At 65.9% G+C, this 23,717-nt stretch carries 18 protein-coding genes; 9 read left to right on the top strand and 9 right to left on the bottom strand.

The features are described from left to right. Positions 1 to 4 precede the first annotated feature (4 nt). Positions 5 to 4,654: a pilus assembly protein gene (locus ACI1V7_RS07070; protein WP_404531039.1), complete on the top strand. Its 4,650-nt coding sequence runs from the start codon at positions 5 to 7 to the stop codon at positions 4,652 to 4,654. A 12-nt stretch (positions 4,655 to 4,666) separates the two neighbouring features. Here ACI1V7_RS07070 and ACI1V7_RS07075 read toward each other — a convergent pair whose 3' ends face one another. Beyond that, positions 4,667 to 5,704, bottom strand: a complete 1,038-nt coding sequence (locus tag ACI1V7_RS07075; protein WP_404531040.1) for a DUF3108 domain-containing protein — start codon at positions 5,702 to 5,704, stop codon at positions 4,667 to 4,669. 106 nt (positions 5,705 to 5,810) lie between these two features. Between ACI1V7_RS07075 and ACI1V7_RS07080 the strand changes: the two genes are divergently transcribed. After that, a complete protein-coding gene (locus tag ACI1V7_RS07080; RefSeq protein WP_404531041.1) occupies positions 5,811 to 6,362 on the top strand; it encodes a flavin reductase family protein in 552 nt (183 codons plus the stop codon). A gap of 29 nt (positions 6,363 to 6,391) precedes the next feature. On the opposite strand, the gene ACI1V7_RS07085 is transcribed toward ACI1V7_RS07080, so the two are convergent. Beyond that, positions 6,392 to 6,847, bottom strand: coding sequence for a hypothetical protein (locus ACI1V7_RS07085; RefSeq protein ID WP_404531042.1), 456 nt, complete (start codon positions 6,845 to 6,847; stop codon positions 6,392 to 6,394). Positions 6,848 to 7,147: 300 nt separating this feature from the next. On the opposite strand from ACI1V7_RS07085, the gene ACI1V7_RS07090 reads away from it, so the two are divergent. Further along, positions 7,148 to 7,453: a putative quinol monooxygenase gene (locus ACI1V7_RS07090; RefSeq protein WP_404531043.1), complete on the top strand. Its 306-nt coding sequence runs from the start codon at positions 7,148 to 7,150 to the stop codon at positions 7,451 to 7,453. 28 nt (positions 7,454 to 7,481) lie between these two features. On the opposite strand, the gene ACI1V7_RS07095 is transcribed toward ACI1V7_RS07090, so the two are convergent. The 4 genes from ACI1V7_RS07095 to ACI1V7_RS07110 form a co-directional block, all read right to left on the bottom strand. Next, positions 7,482 to 7,919 carry a universal stress protein gene (locus ACI1V7_RS07095; RefSeq protein WP_404531044.1) on the bottom strand — a complete coding sequence of 146 codons (438 nt, stop codon included), beginning with the start codon at positions 7,917 to 7,919 and terminating at the stop codon, positions 7,482 to 7,484. Positions 7,920 to 7,928: 9 nt separating this feature from the next. Next, entirely contained in the window at positions 7,929 to 8,414 is a 486-nt protein-coding gene (locus ACI1V7_RS07100; protein WP_404531045.1) for a universal stress protein, read from the bottom strand. 26 nt (positions 8,415 to 8,440) lie between these two features. After that, positions 8,441 to 8,878: a universal stress protein gene (locus ACI1V7_RS07105; protein WP_404531046.1), complete on the bottom strand. Its 438-nt coding sequence runs from the start codon at positions 8,876 to 8,878 to the stop codon at positions 8,441 to 8,443. 112 nt (positions 8,879 to 8,990) lie between these two features. Next, complete coding sequence (locus tag ACI1V7_RS07110; protein WP_404531047.1) at positions 8,991 to 9,827, bottom strand: MaoC family dehydratase; 837 nt, start codon at positions 9,825 to 9,827, stop codon at positions 8,991 to 8,993. Positions 9,828 to 9,963: 136 nt separating this feature from the next. Here ACI1V7_RS07110 and ACI1V7_RS07115 point away from each other — a divergent pair, with 136 nt between their 5' ends. Further along, positions 9,964 to 11,091, top strand: a complete 1,128-nt coding sequence (locus ACI1V7_RS07115) for a branched-chain amino acid ABC transporter substrate-binding protein (RefSeq protein WP_404531048.1) — start codon at positions 9,964 to 9,966, stop codon at positions 11,089 to 11,091. Positions 11,092 to 11,107: 16 nt separating this feature from the next. Here ACI1V7_RS07115 and ACI1V7_RS07120 read toward each other — a convergent pair whose 3' ends face one another. Beyond that, positions 11,108 to 11,749 (bottom strand): TetR/AcrR family transcriptional regulator, encoded by a 642-nt coding sequence (locus tag ACI1V7_RS07120; protein ID WP_404531049.1) that lies wholly within the window; start codon positions 11,747 to 11,749, stop codon positions 11,108 to 11,110. A 356-nt stretch (positions 11,750 to 12,105) separates the two neighbouring features. Here ACI1V7_RS07120 and ACI1V7_RS07125 point away from each other — a divergent pair, with 356 nt between their 5' ends. Next, positions 12,106 to 13,128: a diacylglycerol/lipid kinase family protein gene (locus ACI1V7_RS07125; RefSeq protein ID WP_404531050.1), complete on the top strand. Its 1,023-nt coding sequence runs from the start codon at positions 12,106 to 12,108 to the stop codon at positions 13,126 to 13,128. Positions 13,129 to 13,135: 7 nt separating this feature from the next. Here ACI1V7_RS07125 and ACI1V7_RS07130 read toward each other — a convergent pair whose 3' ends face one another. Then, positions 13,136 to 15,895 (bottom strand): EAL domain-containing protein, encoded by a 2,760-nt coding sequence (locus tag ACI1V7_RS07130; RefSeq protein WP_404531051.1) that lies wholly within the window; start codon positions 15,893 to 15,895, stop codon positions 13,136 to 13,138. A gap of 168 nt (positions 15,896 to 16,063) precedes the next feature. Continuing rightward, positions 16,064 to 16,378, bottom strand: a complete 315-nt coding sequence (locus ACI1V7_RS07135) for a hypothetical protein (RefSeq protein WP_404531052.1) — start codon at positions 16,376 to 16,378, stop codon at positions 16,064 to 16,066. A 204-nt stretch (positions 16,379 to 16,582) separates the two neighbouring features. Between ACI1V7_RS07135 and gntR the strand changes: the two genes are divergently transcribed. The 4 genes from gntR (at position 16,583) to ACI1V7_RS07155 (ending at position 23,716) form a co-directional block, all read left to right on the top strand. Beyond that, entirely contained in the window at positions 16,583 to 17,611 is a 1,029-nt protein-coding gene (gntR, locus tag ACI1V7_RS07140; protein ID WP_404531053.1) for an HTH-type transcriptional regulator GntR, read from the top strand. 118 nt (positions 17,612 to 17,729) lie between these two features. Continuing rightward, on the top strand, positions 17,730 to 20,477 hold the full coding sequence (locus ACI1V7_RS07145; RefSeq protein WP_404531054.1) for a type VI secretion system Vgr family protein: 2,748 nt from the start codon (positions 17,730 to 17,732) through the stop codon (positions 20,475 to 20,477). Between the two features lie 18 nt (positions 20,478 to 20,495). After that, positions 20,496 to 22,244, top strand: a complete 1,749-nt coding sequence (locus ACI1V7_RS07150) for an esterase/lipase family protein (RefSeq protein ID WP_404531055.1) — start codon at positions 20,496 to 20,498, stop codon at positions 22,242 to 22,244. Between the two features lie 107 nt (positions 22,245 to 22,351). Then, positions 22,352 to 23,716, top strand: a complete 1,365-nt coding sequence (locus ACI1V7_RS07155; RefSeq protein ID WP_404531056.1) for a T6SS immunity protein Tli4 family protein — start codon at positions 22,352 to 22,354, stop codon at positions 23,714 to 23,716. Position 23,717 lies beyond the last annotated feature (1 nt).

The raw sequence follows: 23,717 nt of genomic DNA on the forward strand, positions 1-23,717 counted from the left end.
CACCATGATGAAAAGACTCCTCGCACTCCTGTCGCTGGCGCTGGCCAGCACCGCGGCGCTCGCCGGCACCACGGGCATCGCCCAGCTGCCGCTGCTGAACCTGAACGGTACCGGCAACGTCAAGCCGAACCTGATGCTCCTGTACGACAATTCGGGTTCGATGGCTTCCACCTTCACGCCCGACTACATCGACGACACGTCGACCTGCCGTTCGCGCTCGACGATGGTCACCACGATCTCCGGCAAGCGCTACGTCACCACGACCGGCTGCAAGGTCGGCCATCCGCCGTTCAACAGCGCCGACTTCAACCGCCAGTACTACGATCCCAAGGTGCGCTATTCGCCACCGGTGCGCTACGACGGCAACGTGTATGACTCGATGACGCGCGAGAACACGGCGGCGTGGACCTCGGTGACGACGGACGGCTTCAACATCAACAAGACCGACATGCTGGGCCAGAGCAGCACCAGGACGAACCTGGCGACGGGATTTCCCGACCTGCGCTGGTGCGACACGGACGGCCGCAATTGCGTGTACAACACGGCAACCTACTCCTACCCGAGCGATACCCGCTACACGTCGGACGTCTTCACGGGCAACCCCTACTACTACACGATCAACGTCGCCGAATACTGTGCCGAGAGCGAACTCAAGACCTGCGTGACGACGGCGGTGGGGGCGCCGGCGCCGGCGAACTATCCGTTCGCGGCCAAGGTGCGCTGGTGCGATTCGGCGGAGCTGACCAATTGCCGGGCCAAGTACGTCGGCAACTACAAGTACCCGCGCTTCGGCAATCCGAACGGCAGCGTGGTGGGCGCCTACGGCACCATCACGATCAACGCGTCGGCGACGGCGGCATCGATGAACATCAACAGCGTGACGGTGGCGGAGCCGGACGGCGCGGTGACCATCACGAACGGCACGGTCAACGCTCCCAGCGGCACCAACACGAGTTCGCGCCAGGTGGCGCTCGCCGGCGCGCTGGCGACGTCGATCATCAACAAGACCGGTCTCACGAACCAGTACCTGGCCTGCATGAAGACCGCCCAGGGCGCGGTGCCGGCCTGTTCGACCTACGGCATCACGCTGGCGACGGAGAACGTCGTCGCGGTGGTGCCGATCGATTGCGCGGCGGGGACGACCGCCAAGACCATCGGCGTCTGCTCGCTGGTCAACGACAGCAGCCGCAATGGCTGGGCGCTGACCGTCAATGCGAGTTCCACCACGGTGCAGGCGGCGCAGCCGGCCACGGGATTGATCACGGTGAGCGGTACCGCGGCCGGAAGCCGGTTCTCCAGCACGCGGACCGTGCTCAAGGGCGGCACCATGCTGAACGGCGCGACGATCATCAGCGCGGACCTGACGTTCGCGAGCGCAGCCACCAATACGGCGATCGCGACGGCCATCCGCGACGCGATCAATGCGCGCGGCGTCGTGTCGGCCTACATCGGCGGCAACAGTGTTTCCGACACCTGCAAGGCGGCCGGCACGAACGTCGTGTGCGTGGTCGACAACAACGCGAGCGCCGGCGGCGCCAAGATCACGATGGGGAAGCTGAACGATGCCAATTCGGTGTCGTTCGCGACCACGGCGACGAAGCCGGCCGTTGCCGCCGTGATCGACGCCGTCCCGACCACCACCACGCCGCTGGGCAGCGGCGCCGCCGTGTTCGTCCGTACTGACATCGTTCCCGCGGTGAACAGCTATCCGCGCGCCACGGCCCGTACCGACTGCCTCGGGGCCACCTGCACCTACGACGAGGAGATGACCAATTTCGCCAACTGGTACGCGTACTACAAATCGCGCAACCAGATGATGAAGACGGCCGTCGGCCAGGCCTTCCAGGCGCTGAACGCGAACTACAAGGTGGGCATCGTGTCCCTGTCGACCGCCGCGGCACAGGGCGCGATGACCCCGCCGCGCGAATTCTCGGGCAATAACCGCAGCGCCTGGTACACCTCGCTGTATGCGATGAACGGCAGCCAGGCGACGCCCCTGCGCGTGGCATTGCACTCGATCGGCAAGATGTATGCGAACCAGAGTCCCTATGTCGCCAAGGCCGGCGAGGAGGTGGTGGAATATGCCTGCCAGCAGAACTTCACCTTCGTCACCACGGACGGCTACTGGAACGGCGACCCGGCGACCGACGTCGTCAACAACGACAACGTCGAGAATCCCGCGCGCTTCTGCACCCGCGGCAAGGGGTGCGTGGATCCGGCCGCGCAAAGCGCGAACTCGCTGGCCGACGTGGCGCTGTACTGGTACAACGGCGGCTCCAACACGGGCACGACGTCGCTGCGCCCGTCGCTGGAAGACTGGTCGAAGGCGGGCCTGGTGCGCGGCGAAGCGGGCGACAACCTGCGCCTGCACATGAACACCTACACGCTGGGCCTCGGCGTAGACGGCATCATGACGTACCGGTCCGACTACGAGACGGCGTCGGAAGGCGACTTCTACAATCTGATCACGGGCGTCAAGACCGGTTGCGCCTGGAACAACAACGGCCCCTATGTGTGGCCGGATCCGGTCACGAACGTCACGAACACGTCGGTTGCCTACCAGTCGCGCGTGGACGACCTGTGGCACACGGCGATCAACGGCCACGGCAAGTACTTCAGCGCCTCCGATCCGAAACAGGTGGTGGCGGGCCTGTCGGATGCGCTGTCGGCGATCGAGACGCGCACCGGCGCCGCTTCCGCCGCGGCGACGTCGACGCCGAACATCACGATGGAGGACAACGACGTGTTCTCGTCCACCTTCACGACGGTGAAGTGGTACGGCGAACTGGCCGACCGCAAGATCTCCACGACGGACGGCACCGTGGCGCAGAAGACCGAGTGGACTACCATGAAGACCATGGTCGACAGCGTGGACCTGAGCAGCGACAGCCGCACGATCTGGATGCTCGACACGGCCGCCAATGCCCTGAAGTCGTTCTCGTACGGCGCCATGACGGCGACGGAGAAGGCCTGGTTCGACAACAAGTGCAACGAGCTGGCGCAGTGCCCGACCCTGGCGCCGGAAAACCGCGCCGTCGTCAACGGCGGCGCGAATATCGTGAACTGGCTGCGCGGCCAGCAGCAGTATGCGAACGACAACGTCATGCGCGCCTATGCGCGCGTCGCGCCCGACCCGGCCAAGCCGCTGGAGACCTACCTGACCATCCTGGGCGACATCGCGACCTCGAAGCCGGCCTACCTGCGCGAGCCGCGCAAGAGCTATACGCTGGACGGCTACGCCGCCTACAAGTCCGGCAACGCCGCGCGCAAGGCCACCGTGTTCGTCGGCGCCAACGACGGCATGATGCATGCGTTCGACGCCGCCGACGGCACCGAGATGTGGGCCTACGCGCCGCGCATCACGATGAAGAAGCTGTACCTGCAGGCCGGCACCACCTACGGCACCAACCACCAGTACACGGTGGACGGCGCGCCTGAACTGGGCGACGTGCAGATCGGCGGCCAGTGGCGTTCGGTGCTGGTGGGCGGCCTGAACGCGGGCGGCCGCGGCTACTACGCGCTGGACGTCACCGACCCGGCGCATCCGAAGGCCCTGTGGGAGCTGTGCGCCGACGCCGGCGTCTGCAGCGGCGCCAACTACGACGCCGACATCGGCCTGACCTTCGGCAATCCGCAGTTCGGCACCTGGCGCAGCGCGGCCGGCACGACCTACTGGGTCGTGTTCCTGACCTCGGGCTACAACAACGTGCCGGGCACCGAGAAGATCAACGGCGGCGACGGCAGGGGTTACCTGTACGTGGTCGACATTGCCACCGGAAGGGTGCTGAGCAAGACCAGCACCGGCACTGGCAGCACGGCGTCGCCGTCCGGCTTCGCCCGCATCACGGCGATCACGGCGAATCCGCAGACCGATCCGCTCGTGACCTATGTGTACGGCGGCGACAACGACGGCAAGATGTGGCGCTTCGACTTCACGGCCGGCGGCAGCCCGACGGTGCTGCAGATGGGCGATGCCGGCACCTCGCAGCCCATCACGTCGCGCCCGGAAGTGACGCTGTGCCGCGTCGACAGCCGCGACCGCGACGGCACCGTCACCAGCGCCGTCAGCCGCGTCGTGGCCTACGGCACCGGACGCCTGCTGGATGTGCCGGACATCTCGGACGTGACCATGCAGAGCGTGTACGTGCTGAAGGACACGGGCACGGGGATTCCCGCGGCGAGCTGGCGCGACGGCGCGACCATGACGCGGCGCGCCCTGACCAAGGTTGCCGGCAACGGCGGCGACAGCTATACGATGGACAAGGCCGCGGTCGACCTGTCGACCCACGCGGGCTGGTTCTTCGACCTCGACCAGAATGCGGGCGAGCGCGTCAACCTCGATCCCAAGGTCGTCGCCGGGACGCTCGACGTCGTATCGAACCTTCCGTCCGCGTCGGACGCCTGCACGGTCGGCGGCAAGAGCAACCTGTACCTGCTCGATGCCTGCACGGGCACGCCGCTGCAGGCCGAGGGCGTGGCCGGCACGGCGCTGTCGGTCACCTCGGCGGCCGTCGGTTCGCTCGTCGTGCAGCTGCCGGGCGGTACCTTCGTGCAGATCTCGACGCTGGCGGACGGCCAGCTGAAGTCGACCAAGTTCCCGCCCGCCCAGTCGAGCGGCGCGCGCAAGGCCGGCTGGCGCCGGGTTCGCGAGTAGGTCCGGCCGCACTCAGGGCGCCGCCGGCGCCCCCTCGATGCCGCTCAGCGTCTGCGTGACGACGCTGCCGTCGGGCCGGCTGACGCGCAGCTGCACGGGCAGCCAGTCGCGTGCCGGCGCCAGCCAGACCTCCAGGCGCGGCTGGCCGGGCGCCACGACCTGCGACAGGCGCCGCGCGGCGATCCTCCCCACGCCCGTTTCCACGTCTTCGTCATCCATCACCTGGAAGCGCACGATCGCCGTCGCCGCGCTGTCGGCCACGACGACGTCGATGCGGTCGGCCACCTGATCCGGCTCGCCGAACCCGATGCCGGCCAGTTGCAGCAGCAGCGATGCGGCATCCTGGATGCCGATGGCACCCGGAGCCTCGCCGCCTCCCGCGCGGAACAGCACGCGCCCATCGTTCCCGTCGAACTCCGTGACGAGCGTGTCGGCACCGCGTTGCTCGACGTAGCGGCGCGGCACGATGCCGGCGTCGCCCCCATCGCCTTCGCTGTGCATGCGCCCCGTGACGCCGTCGATGTCGAGGCGGTAAGTCCGGCCATCCGTGTGCCAGTCGATGCGTGCCGGGCCGGCCGACGTGGGCGGCGTCCCCGGGCGCTGGACCAGCTGCGTGTACGTGAGGACGGCGGAACCCGGGAAGCGCACGTGATAGCGCCCGGGCATCTGGACGAGTGCCGGTCCGGCTGTCGGACCGGGCGGGGAAACGGCCGTGTCGGGCGATGCAGCCGCGACGGGAAGCGCGGCGGCCGGCGGGGCGGGGGGACGGAGCGGCGCGTTGGAAGCGGGTCGGGATGCGACGCCGCGCGTCATGGGCGGTGCGGCTTGCGCGGGTGCCGGCGGACCTGCCGCCGTGCGGGCGGAGGGCGCCTGCGTGGACGGCAGTGGCGGCACCAGCCGCAGGCGCAGCTCGGCGCCCGATGGCCGCATAGCCGACGGCGCGCCGCCGCCATGGCGCGCAACGAGTTCCAGCAGCGCGAGATGGAGCGCGGCGGAAGCGGCGCACAGCGCGAGCAGGCGGCGCTGCCGGAGGGGGACGGCAATCTTCATGGCGCTAGTGTAGCGTCCCGCTGCCTGCCACGGAAAGTGCTGGCCTGCGCCGCGCTCGCGTCCGCTCTTGCATAATGGCGCCGTGCCAGCCATCCAGGAGGAATGCATGACCCGCAACGCGCGCAAGCAGCCCGTGCCACTCGACCAGGTGCGGCGCTACCTCGAACCCGGCCCCGTCGTCCTCGTGTCCTCGGCCTGGCAGGACGAGCGCGACGTGATGGTGATGGGCTGGCACACGGTGATCGAATTCGCCCCGTCGCTGGTCGGCTGCGTGATCTCGTCGGCCAACCACAGTTTCGGGCTGATCCGCGCGAGCGGCGAATGCGTGATCAACCTGCCGACCACGGCGCTGACGGAGCAGGTGCTGGGCGTGGGCTCCACGACGGGGGCGGACATCGACAAGTTCGCCGCCTTCGGCCTGACGCTGGACGCATCGGAACGGGTGGCGGCGCCCTCGATCCGCGAGTGCCACGCGCAGTTCGAATGTCGGCTGCACGACGACAGCCTCGTCGACAAGTACAACTTCTTCATCTGGGAAGTGGTGGCCGCGCGCGCGGCGGCCACGCCCAGGCATCCAGAGACGCTGCACTACAAGGGCGACGGCACGTTCATGGTGTCCGGCAAGGTCATCCACCGGCGCCGGGAAGGATTGAAATAGGGCCCTGGGCAATGGCGGCCCCCGCCCCGTCAGTGCACGTGGCGGCGCTGGTTCGGCACGTGCAGCGTCGTGCGCGCGGCGTGGCCGTGCGCGCGCTGCCTGCTCGTGTGCGGCGCGACCGCCAGGGCCAGGTCGGTGCTCAGCCGGTGCAGCGAGATCACGTCGCGCAGCGCGGTGGCGACCTGGCGCCCGAGCGCGCAATCGCCGCCTTCCACCTGGGGCATGACCCGGTGCAGTGCCGCGAGGATCACGGCGTTTTCCTCGCGGTGTTCGTGCAGGCGCACGTAGCCCAGGGTCTCCATGATGAGTTCCTCGTGGCGGAACACGGCTTCCACGGCGGCCACCGTCGCGCCGAAGGCATGGGTGAACCCGTCGTCGGGATGGGCGCAGGTGTCGTCCAGGCGCCGGCACAGCGTCTTGCGCGAATGGCGGATCGCCGCGCACATCGCAAGCGGGCTCGACGGGTGTAGTTGGTGCGGCGTCATGGCGCGGTTTCCTCCTGATTCGATACCTTGCAGTTTCTCTGGGTGCTGCATCCGAGTATTTGATCGAAGTCAAGATGCACCAAGATCGACCGTTGCTTCGTGGCCGGGCACGCGGCGCGGCGAATGAGCATTGGACGCCGGCATCGACCGACAGTTCAGGCGTTTCGCCTTTTCTCCTGCCCTGGCGCAAAAGAGGGGTACCCACGACGCCGGTTTGGCGATTCGTCTACACTGTCGGACCCGCCTGACGATCCCGCCGGCGGACCCCATGCGGCGCTGCCGCTTCGAGAAAGGAATTGTATGGCCAAGGTTACCGTCATCGCCACGCTGCGCGCGAAGCCGGGCAAGGAAAACGAATTGCAGGATTACATGACGACGCTCGTGGGCTACACGCGCGCCGAGATGGGCTGCCTCGACTATGACCTGCACCGCTCGCAGGCGGATCCCTCCGTCTTCGTCATGTACGAGAACTGGACCGACCAGAGCGAGCTCGACAAGCACCTCGCGATGCCGTACATGGTCGACTTCAAGAGGGCGGCGCAGGATCTGCTGGTCAGCCCGCCCGAACTGCAACTGCTGGACATGGTCAGCGCGCCCAAGCGCTGATCGGCCACCGGGCGCGCCCGCGCCCGGTTCAACGCACCACCAGCACGGGGATCGCGCTGTGGGTGAGCACCTTCTGGGTCTCGCTGCCTAGCAAGCGGGCCACCAGCCCCTGGCGGCCATGGGCCGCCATCACGACCAGGTCGCAGCCATGGTCGCGCGCGGCCTGGATGACGGCCTCCCAGGGCCGGTCCAGCCGGCTCAGTTCCGTCGTCGCCGGCACCGACGCTTCACGCGCGCGCCGCATCACGTAGTCGAGCGCATCCTGCGCCAACTGCACGCGCTCGCGCCGCCAGGCGCCGCGCGCCGGGTCTTCCACGACGGCCGGATCGGGCGCCAGGATCATCGGCGCGCAGGCGTGCACGCCGACGATGCTCCCGCCGCCCAGCCTGGCCAGGCCCAGCGCCGTCTCCAGCGCCAGCGCCGCCCGTTCGGCGCCGTCCGTGGGCACCAGGATGCGCTTGTACATGACGCTCTCCTAAGGCGACGGCGTGCCTGCCTGGGCCGCTGCGCCGGGCTTGCCTTGCGGTCGCAGCACCAGCACGGGCACCGTGGACGCCGCCAGCACGTCCTGGGTGACGCTGCCCAGCAGCAGGCGGGTCAGGCCGCGCCGCCCGTGCGTCGCCATGAAGATCAGGTCGCAGCCGTGCTTGCCTGCGTGCTCCAGGATGGCCTGGCTGGCCGAATGGGCGATCGTGGCGACGGTGGTGCAGGCGACGCCGGCGGCGCGCGCCGCCGCCGCGATCCGTTCGACGTGGCGATTCGCTTCCAGCATCAGCGTCTCGGCTTCGATGGCGGGGTCGATAGCGACCGCGCCGTCGATGGCCGTGGTCGGCAGGTAGGGCTGGGCGACGGCCAGCGCGACGATGGCGCTGCCGTTGGCGCGGGCAAAGTCGATGGCGGCGCGTTCGGCCGCGGCGGACAGGTCGGAGCCGTCGGTCGGCGCCAGGATGCGTTTGTACATCGGCACGTCCTCCTGCATGGCGGGATTCAGCGGTGCACCAGCACCGGGATGGTGCTGTGCACGAGCACTTTTTGGGTTTCGCTGCCGAGCAGCAGCCCGGCGATGCCGCGCCGGCCGTGCGAGGCCATCACGATCAGGTCGCAGCCGAGGCGCTGGGCGGTGTCGACGATCGCGGACCACGGCGCGTCGGACTCGAGCACTTCGAGGCGGCACGGCACGCCGGCCGCCTGGGCGGCGCCGGCGATGGGCGCCAGCAGCGTCAGCGCGCGTTCGCGGCTGGCGACGGCATATTGCTCGGGCGTGTCCTCGAGCATCGTGGCATCCGTGCTGAACACGCGGAAGGGCGGGATGACGTGCAGGGCCACGACCTCGGCGCCCAGCTCGCCGGCGAAGGTCAGTCCGGCATCTGCCGCACGGCCGGAAGCTTCCGACCCGTCGGTCGGCAACAGGATGCGCTTGTACATGGTTCGTCTCCAACGGCCGCCTGGTGGCGGTTCCCAGGTTCCCTAGGATCGCGAAAATGCACGGTGCATTCCTTGATATGGATCAAAAACTCCTGGATGCCAGGCGGGATGGTCAGGCGAAGCGGAAGCTGCCTTCCGCGACCGGGCGGCTGCCGGCCCCCACGCTGAAGTGGCGCGCCCCGAGGTCGGCGGCCAGGATCAGCTCGCTGCCGAGCGCTGCCGGCGCCTTGAAGCGGCCGTCGAGGCTGACGATGCGTCCGCCGCCGGCCTGCTCCAGCTCGGCGCAGGCGCGGGCCAGCGTGTGCATGCCGTGGATGATGGGGCGTTTCATGCCCATCAGCCGGGCCGACCAGCCCCACAGGTGGATCGGGTTCCAGTCGCCGGAAACGGACGCGTATTCGCGGCCGCTGTTCCGGCCCAGCTGCCAGCGCGCCACCGGCGCCAGCGCCCCATCGCCGGCGCGCGCCTGCTTGCGCGGGCCGCGCTGGCCGCGCACCACCAGGTAGGTGCTGTGGCAGGTGAACACCTCGGCATCCTGCTGGCGCGCGACGGTGTCGAGCTCGGCAAAGACGGCGCCGTTGTCGGCCGGCGGCCGGATGTGCACGCTGGTAACGAGCAGCAGCGGGACGTCGCGGCGCGCGTCGCCATGGACGTGCAGGCTGTTGGCCGTGTGCACGGTACCCGGCAGGCGGAACGGGAACGCGGCATCCAGCATGGTGGCCACCTGGGCGCGCTGGGCCAGCAGGTACCAGTAGGTCAGCGGAATGCCTTCGTCGCGGAAGCCGAGCGCCTGGCGGTAGCGGCGCAGGTGGTTGCCGTCGATCTGGTCGAGGGCGAAGCAGGTGCGCGGCGTACGTACGCCGGCAAGGCGGCGCGGGCGGCGGAACAGCGCGCGCAGCATCGTGGCGCCGTTCAGGGAAGGCAAGGGAAGGGGACTGTCAGCGGTCATGGTCGAAGAAACATGGGACTGCGAAAACTGCATTGTGCCTGAAAGACGATGTTGCTTTGCGCTACCTGTTCCTTCGGACTATACTCTATACCCTGGTATTTTTGCATAAAGAATGACTTTTTTAGATGAGGATGGAATGAAGAAGCAGACGTTGTTGATGGTGGCGCTGTCCGCCGCCGGGGTCGCATCGGCTCAGGAAACGGTGCGCATCGGCCACGTGGCCGCGATGACGGGCCCGGTGGCCCACTTCGGCAAGGACAGCGAAAACGGCGCCCGCATGGCGATCGATGCGCTCAATGCGCGCGGCGCCACGATCGGCGGCAAGAAGGTGAAATGGGTGCTGGTGCCGGAAGACGACGCCGGCGATCCGAAGCAGGCGACGGCGGCCGCCCAGAAGCTGGCCGATGCCCGCGTGAACGGCGTGATCGGCCACGAGACCTCGGGCACGACGATCCCGGCCTCGAAGATCTACTACGACGCGGGCATCCCGCAGATCTCGGCATCGGCGACCAATCCGAAGTACACGCTACAGGGGTTCAACACGACGTTCCGCGTCGTCGCGAACGATACCCAGCTGGGCCGCGGCCTGGCGCGCTACGCCGTCAAGAGCATGGGCGCCAAGCGCATCGCGGTGGTGGACGACCGTACCGCCTACGGCCAGGGCCTCGTCACGGAATTCTCGAACGGCCTGCGCCAGCAGGGCGTCAATGTCGTGGCGCGTGAATTCACGAACGACAAGGCCACCGATTTCGCCGCGATCCTGACCAAGATCCGCGCCAGCAACCCGGACCTGGTGTTCTTCGGCGGCATGAATGCCGTGGCAGGCCCGATGCTGCGCCAGATGAAGCAGCTGGGCATGAATGCGAAGATGATGGGTGGCGACGGGATCTGCTCGGATGCGATGCAGCCCCTGTCGGGCAATACGATGACCGACGGCCAGGTCGTGTGCGCCGAGGCGGGCGGCGTGGAGGAATCCGGCAAGGCCGGCATGGAACGCTTCCGCGCCGACTACCGCAAGCGCTTCGGCATCGACGTGCAGATCATCGCCCCGTATTCGTACGATGCCGTGCTGGCGATCGCCGCCGCGATGGACCGGGCCGGCTCCTCGGCGCCGGCGAAGTATCTGCCGGAACTGGCCAAGAGTAACTACAAGGGCGTCACGGGCACCATCGCCTTCGACAAGAACGGCGACATCCGCGACGGCGTGCTGACCCTGTACACGTTCAAGGGCGGCCACCGCACGCCGATCGCCGTCACCAAGTAAGCGCCGGCCGCGCCGCTCAGGACGGACGCGGCGCCCGCCCGGCTTCGTGGCCGGGGGCGGCCGGCGGGTGCGGCTGGGCCAGCATCAGCTCGTCGATCATCGTGCGGGCGGCCTTCAGCACCTGCTCCGCGACCTGGGGATTGCCCTTGGCGGCGCCGCGCGCGACGGCGATGCTGCCGATCATCGTGGCGACGACGACCATGGCACGGGCAAGCGCGTCCGAGCCCGGTTCGTTGTCGGCGATCTGGCGCTCGAACGCCCGCACCATCACCATATAGCCTTCGGCGAAACGGGCACTGATCGCCTTGTCCTGGCGGCCGATTTCGCTGGCCGACGCGGACATGGGGCAACGGCTGGCGTAGTCGTGCAGGGCATCGGCGGTAAGGTAGTCGTCGAGATAGCTGCCGAGGTCCGGCATGCCGTTGATCGTGCTGGAATACATGCGCGACGCACTCTGGTCGAGGCCGTATGACAGCGCCTCCAGCGCCAGCTCTTCCTTCGACCTGAAATGGGCATACAAGGCGCCGTGGGTGAGTCCGGCTTCCTTGCTGATCTCCGCTACCCCGACGCCATCGATGCCGCGCTCGCGAAACAGCTTGCTCGCGGCACGGATCAGGGCGGCACGATTTTCGGCCGCCTTTTCTTTGCTGATTCTCATGGCTTTGCCTATTGTGGTGGATTCGGCGTCCGCTTGTGCGAGTCGGCTGCACCGGGGGCAGGGGCGCGCCTCGAGCGGATCGTTATGATTGTGAGCGTTAGTATATCTGTTCGCCGTTTACCCGCGGGTAGCGAAAATATTGACACACTCTGCCCCGTCAATGACGACCGGAGCAAGGTGGGGCGCGAGGTCAAGCGTTTTACATTATATCCATAATTTGTGACTGGGGGGGGATGACCGTTGGTTACCGGAACGCGCGTCCATACGAACCGCTGCCGTTGGCGAAAACTGCTATCCTCGGGGCGCGATGCCGGCGGCATCGCTCCGATCAACCCTGAAGCAGGAAAGCGACAGCAATGCCGACGACCGACCCGCGCCCGGATGCGCCGTTCTACGTGGTACTCAATGCCGGCTCCGGCCATGCGGAGACGGAGCTGCGCTGCTCGACGATCCGCGACGTGCTGCGCGAGGCCGGCCGCCGCTGCGAACTGGAAGTCGTGCACGACGCCGCCCAGCTCGGCGACGTGGCCCGGCGCACCGCGGCCAGGGCGGCGGCGGACGGCGCCATCCTCGTCGCCGCGGGCGGCGACGGCACCCTGAACTCCGTCGCCCACGAGGCAGTGCGGCAGGGCTGCGTGTTCGGCGTGCTGCCCCAGGGCACGTTCAATTATTTCGGCCGCACCCATGGCATTCCCGAGGACCTGGGCGAGGCCGTGCGGGCGCTGGTGCGCGGGCGCGTGCGGCCGGTGCAGATTGGCATGGTCAACGAGCGCATCTTCCTCGTCAACGCCAGCGTCGGCCTGTATCCGCGCCTGCTCGAGGAGCGCGAGCACGACAAGCGCCAGTACGGCCGCTCGCGCGTGGTGGCGATCCTGTCGGCGCTGAAGACGGCGCTGGGGCGCCACCGCAACCTGCGCATCGCGCTCGAGCTCGATGGCCGGGTACGGCATCTGCGCACGCCCACGCTCTTCGTCGGCAACAACCGCCTGCAGATGGAGCAGGTGGGCATGGGCCCGCTGGAGGAAGCGCTCGACGGCGGCCGCCTGGCCGCGATCGCGCCCAAGCCCGTCGGCAAGCTGCGCATGCTCGGCCTGCTGCTGCGCGGCGCGCTGGGCAGGCTGGGCGAGGCCGACGACGTCGTCGCGTTCGCCTTCAAGACGATGACCGTGCGCGCGCCGCTGCTGTCGCGGCGCCGCAAGATGAAGGTCGCCACCGACGGCGAGGTCGACAAGCTGGCGATGCCGCTGCGCTTCCAGGTCATCGAGGACCGCCTGGCGCTGCTCGTGCCGAATGCGGCGACGGATGCGGTGTCCGATGGCGCGCCGCCGGGCGGCCAGTCCGCCGCGCCGGCGCGGGGCAGCGCCGCCAGCCCGGCCTGAGGCCGTTTCAGCCGCGCGCGAGCAGCGCCTGCAGGTCCGCGAGCGGCATCGGCCGGGCCAGCAGGTAGCCCTGGACCTCGTCGCAGTCGGCGGCGCGCAGGAAATCCAGCACCTCGGCCGTCTCCACGCCCTCGGCGACCACCGACAGGCGCAGCGCATGCGCCATGTCGACGAAGGCCTTCACGAAGTCGAAGGCGCTGATGCGGCCGTCGTCCTGCAGCACGAAGGACCGGTCCAGCTTGAGCACGTCGATCGGGAAGCGGCGCAGGTAGGCCAGCCCCGAGTAGCCGGTGCCGAAATCGTCCACCGCCAGCTTGACGCCCAGCCCCTGCAGCTCGCCCAGCATGGCGGCGGTGCGGTCCATGTCCTCGATCAGGGCGCTTTCCGTCAGTTCCAGCTCGAGGCAGTGGGGCCCCAGGCCGCTCGCCGCCAGTTCCGCGCGCACCGCCTCGACGAAGCCGGGTTGCGCGAGCTGGCGCGCCGAGACGTTGACCGAGACCCGCACCTCGCGGCCGTGCTCTTGCACCAGGCGCCGGGTCTGGCGGCAGGCTTCGGCCAGCACCCAGCGTCCGATCGCCACGATCAGGCCCGTTTCCTCGGCGATGCCGATGAATTCGCCGGGCGCCACCCGTCCCATCTGCGGATGGTTCCAGCGCAGCAGCGCCTCCATGCCGACGACCGACATGGTGCGCAGGTCCACGCGCGGCTGGTAGTACAGCTCGAATTCGCCGCGCGCCAGGGCCGGGCGCAGCGCCAGCTCCAGCGCCATGCGCGCCTGCGTGGCGAGGGTCATGCCGGGCTCGAAGAAGCACAGGCGGTTGCGGCCGGCGGCCTTGGCGCGGTACATCGCCGTGTCCGCGGCCTGGAACAGCAACTCGCGCGTGCCGGCATCGTGCGGGTACATGGCGATGCCGATCGAGGCGCCGATGATCACGTCCTGGGCGCCCACGCGCACCGGCGCGGTAAGCGCCTCCAGCAGGCGCGCGGCGAGCACGCCGGCGCGCTCGCGTCCGCACCGCGCCACCACCACGAACTCGTCGCCGCCCAGGCGGGCGATGACGTCCTCGGCGCCCGGCACCGCGCGCAGCCTTGCCGCCACTTCGCACAGCAGCACGTCGCCCAGCTCGTGGCCGAAGGCGTCGTTGACTTCCTTGAAACGGTCCAGGTCGAGGAACATCACGGCCAGCTCGCCGGGTTCCCCGCCGGGCCGTCCATCATCGTCCATCATGCGCTGCACGCGTTCCTGCAGCAGGGCGCGGTTGGGCAGGCCCGTCAGCGTATCGTGCGTGGCCAGCAGCTGCAGGCGTTCCTCGGCCCGCTTGCGGGCGCTGATGTCGATCATCAGGCCCGTCACGAGCAACAGTTCGCCGGCATCGTCGCGCCGCACGTTGCCGTTGAAAAGCACGTGCAAGGGTTCCCGGTCCGTGCGGAGCAGCATGGCTTCCACGCCGCGCACGGTGGTGTTGCCGTCGCCGTCCGCCTCCAGCCCTTCCCACGGCGGGCGCTCGAACAGCGCGTGCAGGGGCAGGCCGATCAGGTCGTCGCGCGCGCGCCCGGACAGGCGGCACAGCGAGGGATTCGCGTCCAGCAGCACGCCGCCCGCACCGGCGCGCACGTAGCCCGAGGGCGTCATCTCGATGACTTCGCGGAAGCGCCGCTCGCTCTCGCGCAGCTGGCGCTCCGCTTCGTCGCGTTCCGTGAGGTCGCGGATGATCGCCTGGAAGTATTCCTGGCCACCGTCCTCGAACAGGGAGACGTGCACTTCGGCCGGAAACGTGCTGCCGTCCTTGCGCCGCTTGACGATGCGCAGCAGCCGCGTCTCGCCGCGGCGCAGTCTGTCCAGCAGGCCGGGACCGTAGGCGAAGTCGCTGTCCACGGCGCTGACCGGCAGGCCGATGAATTCTTCTTCCGCGTAGCCGAAGTGCGCGCACGCGCGGCCGTTGACGGCGACGATGTGCAGCGTGCTGTCGACGATCAGGATGCTGTCGCCGGCCTGCTGGAACAGCACGCGGAAGCGCTGTTCGTTGCGGCGCATCGCTTCCGCCGCGTGGCGCTGGTCGTTGATGTCGTGAAAATAGACGGACAATCCGTCCGCGCTCGGATACATGCGGACCTCGGTCCAGGTGCCGAGCGGCGCCCACCACGCCTCCACCACGCCGGCCTGGCCGGTGGCCATCGCATGGCGATAATGTTCCAGCACGGCCGTGCCTTCCAGCGCGGGCACCACGTCGAGCAGCGGGCGTCCCAGGCCGGCGGCCAGCTCCACGCCGACGAAGCTGGCGGCCTTGTGGTTGGCATAGATGATTTGCCAGTCGCGGTCGACGGCGAAGAAGGCGTCGCCGATGCTCTTCAGCATGGCATTCATGCGCTCGCGCGATCGCGCGAGTTCCTCGCGTGCGAGCCGGTGTGCGGTGACGTCGCGCGCCGTCGTGTACAGCAGCTGGCCGTCCGCCGACCAGCGCCCGGACATCGCCAGGTAGACCACGTGTCCGTCACGGTGCAGGTAGCGCAGCTCCTGCTCGCGGCAGGCCGCGCCGTCGCGCAGGGCGAGGCCGAGCGCCCCCAGTGCCGCGCGGTCGTCCGGGTGCGCGAAGTCGCGCACATGGCGGCCGCGCATCTCGTCCGGCGCATAGCCGAGGATGTCGAAGGAAGCCCGGTTCACGCGCAGCACCTGGCCGCCTGCGTCGAGCAGGGCCATCAGGTCGAACGCATTGTCGATGTGGGCCAGGTGGTCGTCGGGGGAAGCGGTGAGGCTCTGCGCGTTCACGGTATCGGTTCTTTCTGGGCGGCAGGCGCGGGGTGCGACATGCATGATGCATGAAAGCCGATTATAACAATTCCTTACGGCAACAAAAGAGGTCTGGCGGAGGGCGATGCGTAAACCCCACAAAACGACGGCGCCGCCCGCGGGCGGCGCCGTGTGGAGCGACAGGCGCTAGCGCTGCTGGTTGCCGCGCTGCGAGTTGTCGCCCGGACCACTGGCGGGCGCGTCGCTCTGCTGGTTGCCCCGGCCGCCCTGGCCGCGCCATGAGTCGCCCTGCGCCGGCCTGCCGCCCGGCTGGCCGTGCTGCACCGACTGCTGGTTGCCGCTGTCGGCCAGGTCGGGCGCCCCGACGCCGCCATCGCGGCCGCCGTCGTTGAGATTGCCGACGGTGCCGGTCGGGCCGGCGCTGCTCGTGCCGACGCCGCTCGACTCGTCGTAGTTACGGCCTTTGATGCCCTTTCCCTTGTATTCCTGATTGCTTGGCATGGTCATCTCCTGGAATCGCGATAGAGAGGCCATGCTATGCCGATGGCGGACACGGGCAATCGGAGAAGGAGACTGGGGCCCGTAGGAAGTGTCGGACACGAGCTCTTCAGGGCGCACGTCGGGTGCCGAATATTGACAAAGTTTCCAATCCATGGCGCAATCGGGAACCTGCCGGGAGACGGCCAGCATGAGACGACAACAATAATGAGCAGAAACGGAGCGGGAAAGGCGAGGGGGTCGGGACGGGCCACGCTGGAAGAGGTGGCCGGCCTGGCGGGCGTATCGATCATGACGGCGTCGCGCGCGCTGAGCCAGCCGCGGCTGGTGTCCGATGCGACCCGGGCCAGGGTCGAGCAGGCCGTGGCCGAGCTGGGCTACGTGCCGAACCGCGCCGCGCGCGCGCTGGCGTCGAGCCAGTCGCGCGTGATCGTGGCGCTGGTGCCGTCGCTGTCCAACGTGGTGTTCACGGCCGTGCTGGACGGCATCCAGGATGCGATCGCCGAGGGCCAGTACCAGCTCCTGATCGGCAACACGCATTATTCGGACGCGGAAGAGGAAAAGCTGCTGCGCACCTACCTGCAGTCGAACCCGGATGGCATCCTGCTGTCCAGCCTCGCACACAGCCCGGAAGTGACGCGCATGCTGGAAGGCTCGCGGATCCCGACGGTGTCGATGATGGACCTGGCCGACGACACCGCGCGCCTGACGGTCGGTTTTTCCCAGCTCGACGCCGGCAGCGCGATGACGCGCCACCTGATCGCACGCGGCTACCGCCGCATCGCCTTCATCGGCGCCCAGCTCGACGAGCGCACGCTGCGCCGCGCCGACGGCTACCGCCAGGCCATGCGTGCCGCCGGCCTGTTCGATCCGGCGCTGGAGATCATGGTGGCGGACCCGTCGACGATCGCGCTGGGGGCCGAACTGATGCAGCGCGCCCTGCAGACGCTGCCCGCCGTCGACGCCGTCTTCTGCTGCAACGACGACCTGGCCCACGGCGCCATCTATTACTGCCAGCGCCATGGCGTCAAGGTCCCTGGCGACGTCGCCATCGCCGGCTTCAACGACTTGCCGGCTTCCGCCTGGATGGTACCGTCGCTGACGACGATCGACACGCCGCGCTACCGCATCGGCTACGAGGCCGCGACCCTGCTGGTGGACCTGCTGGCCGGGCGAGAGCCGCACGCGACGCGGGTGGATCTCGGGTTTACCTTGCGGGAGCGGGAGAGTACCTGACGGATGATGCTGCAGATCGACAGGAAATTTACTTGGATCAAATAACGTAGGTTCTAGCGCCCATACCATTGATTCTTCCGACGCGAGTGTTTGCGTGTTATCCAAACAGGAAGAAACAATGGATTTCCAAGCGCTGGCAACTGCATTTGCAGGACTCTCCGAGCTGAACCGTCCGATCCGCCTGCGACTCGCGCAAGGCGGCGCGAGGTTCGACGACGCGCTGCTCGTCAAGCACGTTAGCGGCAGCGAATCCCTGTGCGGCGGGCTCGAGTACCGGCTTTTATGCGTGTCGACCCGCGCCGATCTGCCCTTGAAGGGCTTCATCGCCCTCGCTGTCGAACTCCAGTTCGTCACGGATCGCGGCGGCCTCCGCTCGGTATGCGGCATCGTGGCGCAAGCCGCTGCCGGCCAGAGCGATGGCGGGCTCGCCACCTACGAGCTGGTCGTGCGCGACGGGCTGGCCTTGATGGAGCATCGGACCAATACCCGTGTGTTCCGGAATCGAAGCGAACTGGACATCACCGAAGCGCTCGTCAGCGAGTGGCGCAAGAACAATCCTTTAATGGCCAAATCGTTCGACGTGGATTGGTCGCGCATATCGGGCACCTACCCTAGCCGGGAATTCACGATGCAGCACAATGAATCCGATGCGGCATTCCTGCGCCGCTTATGGAAGCGCCGGGGCATCGCATGGTTCATCGAACCGGGCCCAGCCAGCAATTCCGAAGGCGATGATCTGCCGTCGCATCGGCTGGTGCTGTTCGACGACGCCTTCTCCCTCGTGCAAAATGCGGCAGGTACCGTACGCTATCACCGTGACGACGGTACGGAGCAGGCGGATACCATTGTGGCATGGAACCCGGTCCGCACGCTGGTGCCGGGGCGGGTCAGCCGGCAGAGCGGCGACTACCTGCGGGGGCGAGCGCTGTCTACCTCCGTCTCGGCGCATGTGGAGCAGGGCGCGGCAGGCAGCCAGTTCGCGGCGAGCCTCGAGGACTACCTCATTGACGTTCCGCACGCCGCCGAAGACGGTGACGACTACCGCCAGCTCGGCGAGCTGCGCATGAAGCGTCATGAATACGAGTCTAAGGTCTTTCACGGCGAGGGGAGCGTCCGGGATCTTTGCGTGGGCCAGTGGATACGGCTGGCCGGGCATTACGACATCGATACCCATCGTGACGACGAAAGGGAGTTTGTCATTACGGGCTTGCAAGTCGATGCTGAGAACAACTTGCCGAAGACCGTGGATGACCGCGTTCGGCGGCTATTCCGCTTGAATCGCTGGAATGTGCCGACGCCGGAAGCGGAGCTACGTCACGCCAGCGAGGAGCGGGGCGTGCGCTATACGAACCGGTTTTCCTGCGTACGGCGGGGCATTCCGATCGTTCCTGCGTTCGACCCGCGTCTCGATTTGCCGCATCCACGCCTGCAGAGCGCATTCGTGGTCGGTCCAGATGGCGAAGAGGTGCACTGCGACGAACTTGGCCGAGTCAAGTTGCGGTTTCCCGGGACGCGCACCGAGGACCACGTGCACGCGCAAGGTGCCGGTGCCAGCGACAGCGATCGCGACTCGGCTTGGGTCCGTGTCGCGAGCTGCTGGGCCAGCAGCCAATGGGGTGCAATCACCTTGCCACGCGTCGGTGACGAAGTCATCGTCGATTTCCTCGCCGGGGATCCCGACAAGCCGATTATCGTTGGCCAGGTCTATAACGGTACGGCAACGCCGCCGTCGTTCAGCGCTACGGGAGCGCTACCGGGGAACAGGCATCTTGCCGGCATCAAGAGCAAGGAGGTGCAGGGCCTGCGCTACAACCAACTGCGCTTGGACGATACGTCTGGACAAATCAACGCCCAGTTGTCTTCGCAGCATGGCCATACCGAGCTGAACTTGGGCTGGCTGACGCACCCGCGCGTCGACGGGAAGTCAGATGCGCGCGGGGAAGGTGCGGAACTGCGCAGCGACCATGCCGTGGCGGTACGTGGCGCGCAAGGAGTTCTGATCAGTGCATCCGGGAGCAACAAAGCGAGTGGCGGATTGCTTGACCGCGCGGAGCTGATCGGCCTGGCTGAAGCGCTGCAAGGCGTGCAACAACAGCTTTCGGCGTTGGCGACCACGCACTACGCCGAGGCCGCTTCCGACAAGGAGCTTGCGCAATTGATCGGCTACTTGAAGCAGTGGGAGGCTGGCAGCAATACGGACAAGCGCAGCAGTGGCGGCGGGAAACCCGTAGTGGCGCTGTCCGCGCCGGCCGGTATCGCCGTGGCCAGCCAGGACAATCTCGCCATCGGCGCGCAAACCCATGTCGATATGGTCAGCATCGGTAACACGCAGCTATCGGCGGGGCGGAAGCTGTTTGCACGCGCTACCGAAAGCATCGGTTTGTTCGCCCACCGGCTTGGCATTAAGCTGATTGCGGCCAGTGGGAAAATCGATCTGCAGACCCACGCCGATGACATCGAACTGACGTCGGCCAAGCGCATCGTGCTGACTGCAGCGGATGAAATCGTGCTGCAGGCTCCCAAGGTGTGCTTGATCGCGCAGGGGGCGCAAGTGGACATTGGTGGTGGAACCATCACCCAGCAAAGCAGCGGCACGCATACGATTAAATCTTCCCAGTTCGCCCACGTCGGGCCGGGAAATGGCGCATCCCCAGCCGTGAAGCTCGCAACGAGCGCTATCACGCACGACCAGCAAACGGTCCTGCGCTGGGTAGGGACGGATGAGCCGATGAAGGACCAGCGCTACCGGATTACGACGGAGGACGGCCGAACGTTCGAGGGGCGCACCGACTCTTCGGGCATGACCGAGCGTTTTGTCAGCGGCATCCCGTTTGGCAGCTATGTAATTGAAGCACTCGACGATTGACTTCCCCAGGAGGAGACGATGGCCCGCGCAGAACAGCCCCTGCCCGCGCAGCAGAATCAAGACGCAGCCCGTAAGGCAAAAGGCTTTGTGACGCCTAAGGAGGACCAGAAGCCGCAGTGCGCAAGGATGCTTCCTAAACGCGTTTTGCCAGTCATTTTTCTGCCCGGGATTATGGGCTCCAACTTACGTATGAGTGAGCAAAGGCAGCGGCATCTTGGGAAGAAGGACAATATTGCGTGGCGCCCGGACGTCCTTGGCCTTTCGAATGTCAGCGGTGCAGCTGCACAATCTCCGCAGGCACGGCAACTTGCCCTCGATCCGCTGCAAACGACGGTCGACATTTATCAGCCTGGCGGTCGTACTGAGGTCAGCGGCGACGAAAGGCATAGTAATGTGGAGTTTCGAAAGAGCTTCAGTTCGCCCACTTTGACTGATGACCCTGCTACGGAGGAAAAAGCAAGGACTGCTGTCCAAAAGGCGCGAGAGCGCGGATGGGGTGAGGTACTGTTCAAAAGTTACGGCGGCCTTTTGCAACAAATGGAGTCTCGCCTCAACAATACTTTCGCTGACGGGAAGCTGCGTCAAGATTGGCGCGACGTTGTCGGTGTTGTACCCAGCGTCTGGCAATCCGATCCAAGTTTGCCGCAGAAAGCGTTGACTGAGGAGGAACTAAAGAAGGTCGCGACCGGCTGTTGGTTCCCCGTATACGCATTTGGTTATAACTGGTTGCAATCGAATGGCGATAGCGCAAAGGTAATCGCTGCTCGAATCAATTGCGTAATAGCTGACCTTAGTGGGCTCGGCTATGAATGTAATCAGGTCGTCGTAGTTACACACTCGATGGGCGGGCTGGTTGGACGAGCGCTAGTGCATCCGAAATTTGGGAACTTGCAAAACAAGATTGCTGGCATCGTCCACGGAGTCATGCCGGCCCTCGGGGCTCCTGCGGGATATAAGCGCATGCGTGCAGGCTTCGAGGACAATGGGTTGGTGCTCGGTGGAACCGAAAGTATTGCGGCGAAAGTTGCGGGCAATTATGGTGATGAGGTCACGGCAGTGCTGGCAAATGCGCCTGGCGGACTTCAATTGTTACCTACCGAACGTTACGGCAATGGCTGGCTTCGAATCAGGTACCAAGGTCGCGATCTCGATGCTTGGCCGAAGCAAGGCGACCCTTACAAGGAAATATATAAAATAGCCGGTAAGTGGTATTCCCTATTTCGAGAAGAATGGATAAACCCCGCTGGTTTGCCTCCGGAGCAAGGTGGCGGGACATTCAAACGGACCTGCAACTATCTCGACTTGGCACAGCACTTCCATAATTTGATCGCGGATACCTTTCATCCCGCTAGTTATGCGCATTACGGCGCCGATCATAAAAGAAAAAGTTTCAGCGAAGTCGTTTGGGAAATTGACAGTGGCTGTGCCGATCCCGAGGAGTGGCGGGACTGGCCAATTATTAGTGACTCCAGGCAGGGGAGGGTGGAGTTGGTCCGTTGGAATCCTCTTCGGTATAACAAGGCGCTCCAACCATACGGTGAAGAAATGCCTTCACCAGTATATGCTTCCATCACTGCTGCCTCGGCAGCTGGCGACCAGACCGTGCCTGCAAAATCTGCAGACTATCAACTTCGATCTGGTAAGTTAAAAGCAGTATTCCGGCAGACGGGGTACGAACATCAATCCAGTTATGCAGATCCTCATGCTATCGCTTCGACCTTATACAGCATAATACGGATTGCTCAGCAAGCTTCATGGAAAAGTTGAGGGAATTAGCGATGTGCGAAGAAAGTTTCTACAGAATTATCTTCACGACTCTTCTCGTGTCAACGCTAGCTTTATCGTCTTGCAAATCAAGATCGATGGAAGGGAGAATGTCCGACATGACGCAGCTAACTCCACGTGTGCATAAAATCTTCTCAAAGACGAAAGCTGTTTGCTTCGGGAGGTTTGTAGTCGATGTGCCTGAAACAGCAATAGTAGTCTGGGCCGACGCAGTTCTTCCATTTGAAGTCACAATCTACCCCGGTGGCTGGGGCCAGGTAAAGGAGATGGCCAAAGAGTTTGAGCAGGAACTGCGGAACGAGAGAGCGATATACCATGACGATGCGCCTCTGCTTTTATCGACTGGTAGTTTGCCGGAATCGGAAGGAAAGATTATTACTGGCTATGAAGGTTTCGAGTCAATCAATGATCTAAAAATCAGAGCGTACTTCAGACTTGGAGACGACGGGGTAGTGCTCAAGGCAAGACCGTTGCGGGACGAGGCGGAGGAAACGGTGGCGCTGATAAACAGCATCGCCCGGCGTTTACGTCACAGATCTGATTACGAAGTTCCATCCGAACCTGGTAATTGTCTAGAATACGCTTTTCTGCCCGACGAGGCGAACGCGGGTAAGCGAGCTCCGGCTGAGCTGATTCGGATCGGGTTTCGCTTAAAGGAGTTTCCAGATACTCACTTGTCCATCTTTACGGGGCCGTCAAATCCGCATTATTCCGACGGTAACTCGTTGGAATGGCAGCTTAATGAACTCGAAAAAAACCTACGGATGGACGACCGTAACGGTCCGCGCCTGAAGACTCGGTACTTACGTCGAGGCGCAAGGCAGCTTAATGGTTGGCTCGACGGGTTCGAGGCGTTGTCGCGTACGCCTGAGCTCCCCGATTCCCATAGTATTCACGATTTCGCGTTGGCATTCAAAGGGACGCCAACGGATCCGCTTAAACCCTACGCCGATATCCGCATGCAAACCGGAGTCGACGGCAACGTCGCAGGTGGCACTAGAACCAGCTTGAGTGACGAAGAGGCCATCGCAGTCTGGGACAAGATCACCGGGACGATCCGCGCACGGCCAACTGTAGTGGCGGCAAAGAACACTTCGGCAGATATTCCTCGACTTCCACTGGGCGAGCTTGCCGCGACCGGACGTGTTTGTCCCCAGACGGGCTGGTGGCAGTCCAGCGAAGCCAACGCCGCGGACGGCGGTCGCCAGCATTTCAAATCCGGAGAACGAATGCCGCATGTCACCTCGGTAGCGAAGCCGACGCTATGGCAATACCTCAAGGGAGAAAGGGCTACTTATCGCGCTGCGACAATGTGGAGGCTGGTCGAATATGGCGACGCAGTTGCCCCGGCCGTCGAGCCGACACAAAGTCAGGAGTATTCCGCCGATCAGGACAAAGCCGGACGTACCGCCGACGATACGGGCGAAACGGCGCCGCCCTCGCAAAGGGGATAAG

The sequence above is a fragment of the Massilia paldalensis genome (genome assembly GCF_044901715.1).
GTDB classification, from domain to species: domain Bacteria; phylum Pseudomonadota; class Gammaproteobacteria; order Burkholderiales; family Burkholderiaceae_D; genus Telluria; species Telluria paldalensis.

Excerpts from the sequence above, each read along its gene's own strand:
- ACI1V7_RS07070 (WP_404531039.1), top strand. The coding sequence starts at position 5 with ATGATGAAAAGACTCCTCGCACTCCTGTCGCTGGCGCTGGCCAGCACC.
- ACI1V7_RS07155 (WP_404531056.1), top strand. The coding sequence starts at position 22,352 with ATGTCCGACATGACGCAGCTAACTCCACGTGTGCATAAAATCTTCTCA.
- ACI1V7_RS07110 (WP_404531047.1), bottom strand. The coding sequence starts at position 9,827 with ATGACCGCTGACAGTCCCCTTCCCTTGCCTTCCCTGAACGGCGCCACG.
- ACI1V7_RS07075 (WP_404531040.1), bottom strand. The coding sequence starts at position 5,704 with ATGAAGATTGCCGTCCCCCTCCGGCAGCGCCGCCTGCTCGCGCTGTGC.
- ACI1V7_RS07145 (WP_404531054.1), top strand. The coding sequence starts at position 17,730 with ATGGATTTCCAAGCGCTGGCAACTGCATTTGCAGGACTCTCCGAGCTG.
- gntR (WP_404531053.1), top strand. The coding sequence starts at position 16,583 with ATGAGCAGAAACGGAGCGGGAAAGGCGAGGGGGTCGGGACGGGCCACG.
- ACI1V7_RS07135 (WP_404531052.1), bottom strand. The coding sequence starts at position 16,378 with ATGCCAAGCAATCAGGAATACAAGGGAAAGGGCATCAAAGGCCGTAAC.
- ACI1V7_RS07105 (WP_404531046.1), bottom strand. The coding sequence starts at position 8,878 with ATGTACAAGCGCATCCTGTTGCCGACCGACGGGTCGGAAGCTTCCGGC.
- ACI1V7_RS07125 (WP_404531050.1), top strand. The coding sequence starts at position 12,106 with ATGCCGACGACCGACCCGCGCCCGGATGCGCCGTTCTACGTGGTACTC.
- ACI1V7_RS07100 (WP_404531045.1), bottom strand. The coding sequence starts at position 8,414 with ATGTACAAACGCATCCTGGCGCCGACCGACGGCTCCGACCTGTCCGCC.
- ACI1V7_RS07115 (WP_404531048.1), top strand. The coding sequence starts at position 9,964 with ATGAAGAAGCAGACGTTGTTGATGGTGGCGCTGTCCGCCGCCGGGGTC.
- ACI1V7_RS07150 (WP_404531055.1), top strand. The coding sequence starts at position 20,496 with ATGGCCCGCGCAGAACAGCCCCTGCCCGCGCAGCAGAATCAAGACGCA.
- ACI1V7_RS07080 (WP_404531041.1), top strand. The coding sequence starts at position 5,811 with ATGACCCGCAACGCGCGCAAGCAGCCCGTGCCACTCGACCAGGTGCGG.
- ACI1V7_RS07120 (WP_404531049.1), bottom strand. The coding sequence starts at position 11,749 with ATGAGAATCAGCAAAGAAAAGGCGGCCGAAAATCGTGCCGCCCTGATC.
- ACI1V7_RS07090 (WP_404531043.1), top strand. The coding sequence starts at position 7,148 with ATGGCCAAGGTTACCGTCATCGCCACGCTGCGCGCGAAGCCGGGCAAG.
- ACI1V7_RS07095 (WP_404531044.1), bottom strand. The coding sequence starts at position 7,919 with ATGTACAAGCGCATCCTGGTGCCCACGGACGGCGCCGAACGGGCGGCG.
- ACI1V7_RS07085 (WP_404531042.1), bottom strand. The coding sequence starts at position 6,847 with ATGACGCCGCACCAACTACACCCGTCGAGCCCGCTTGCGATGTGCGCG.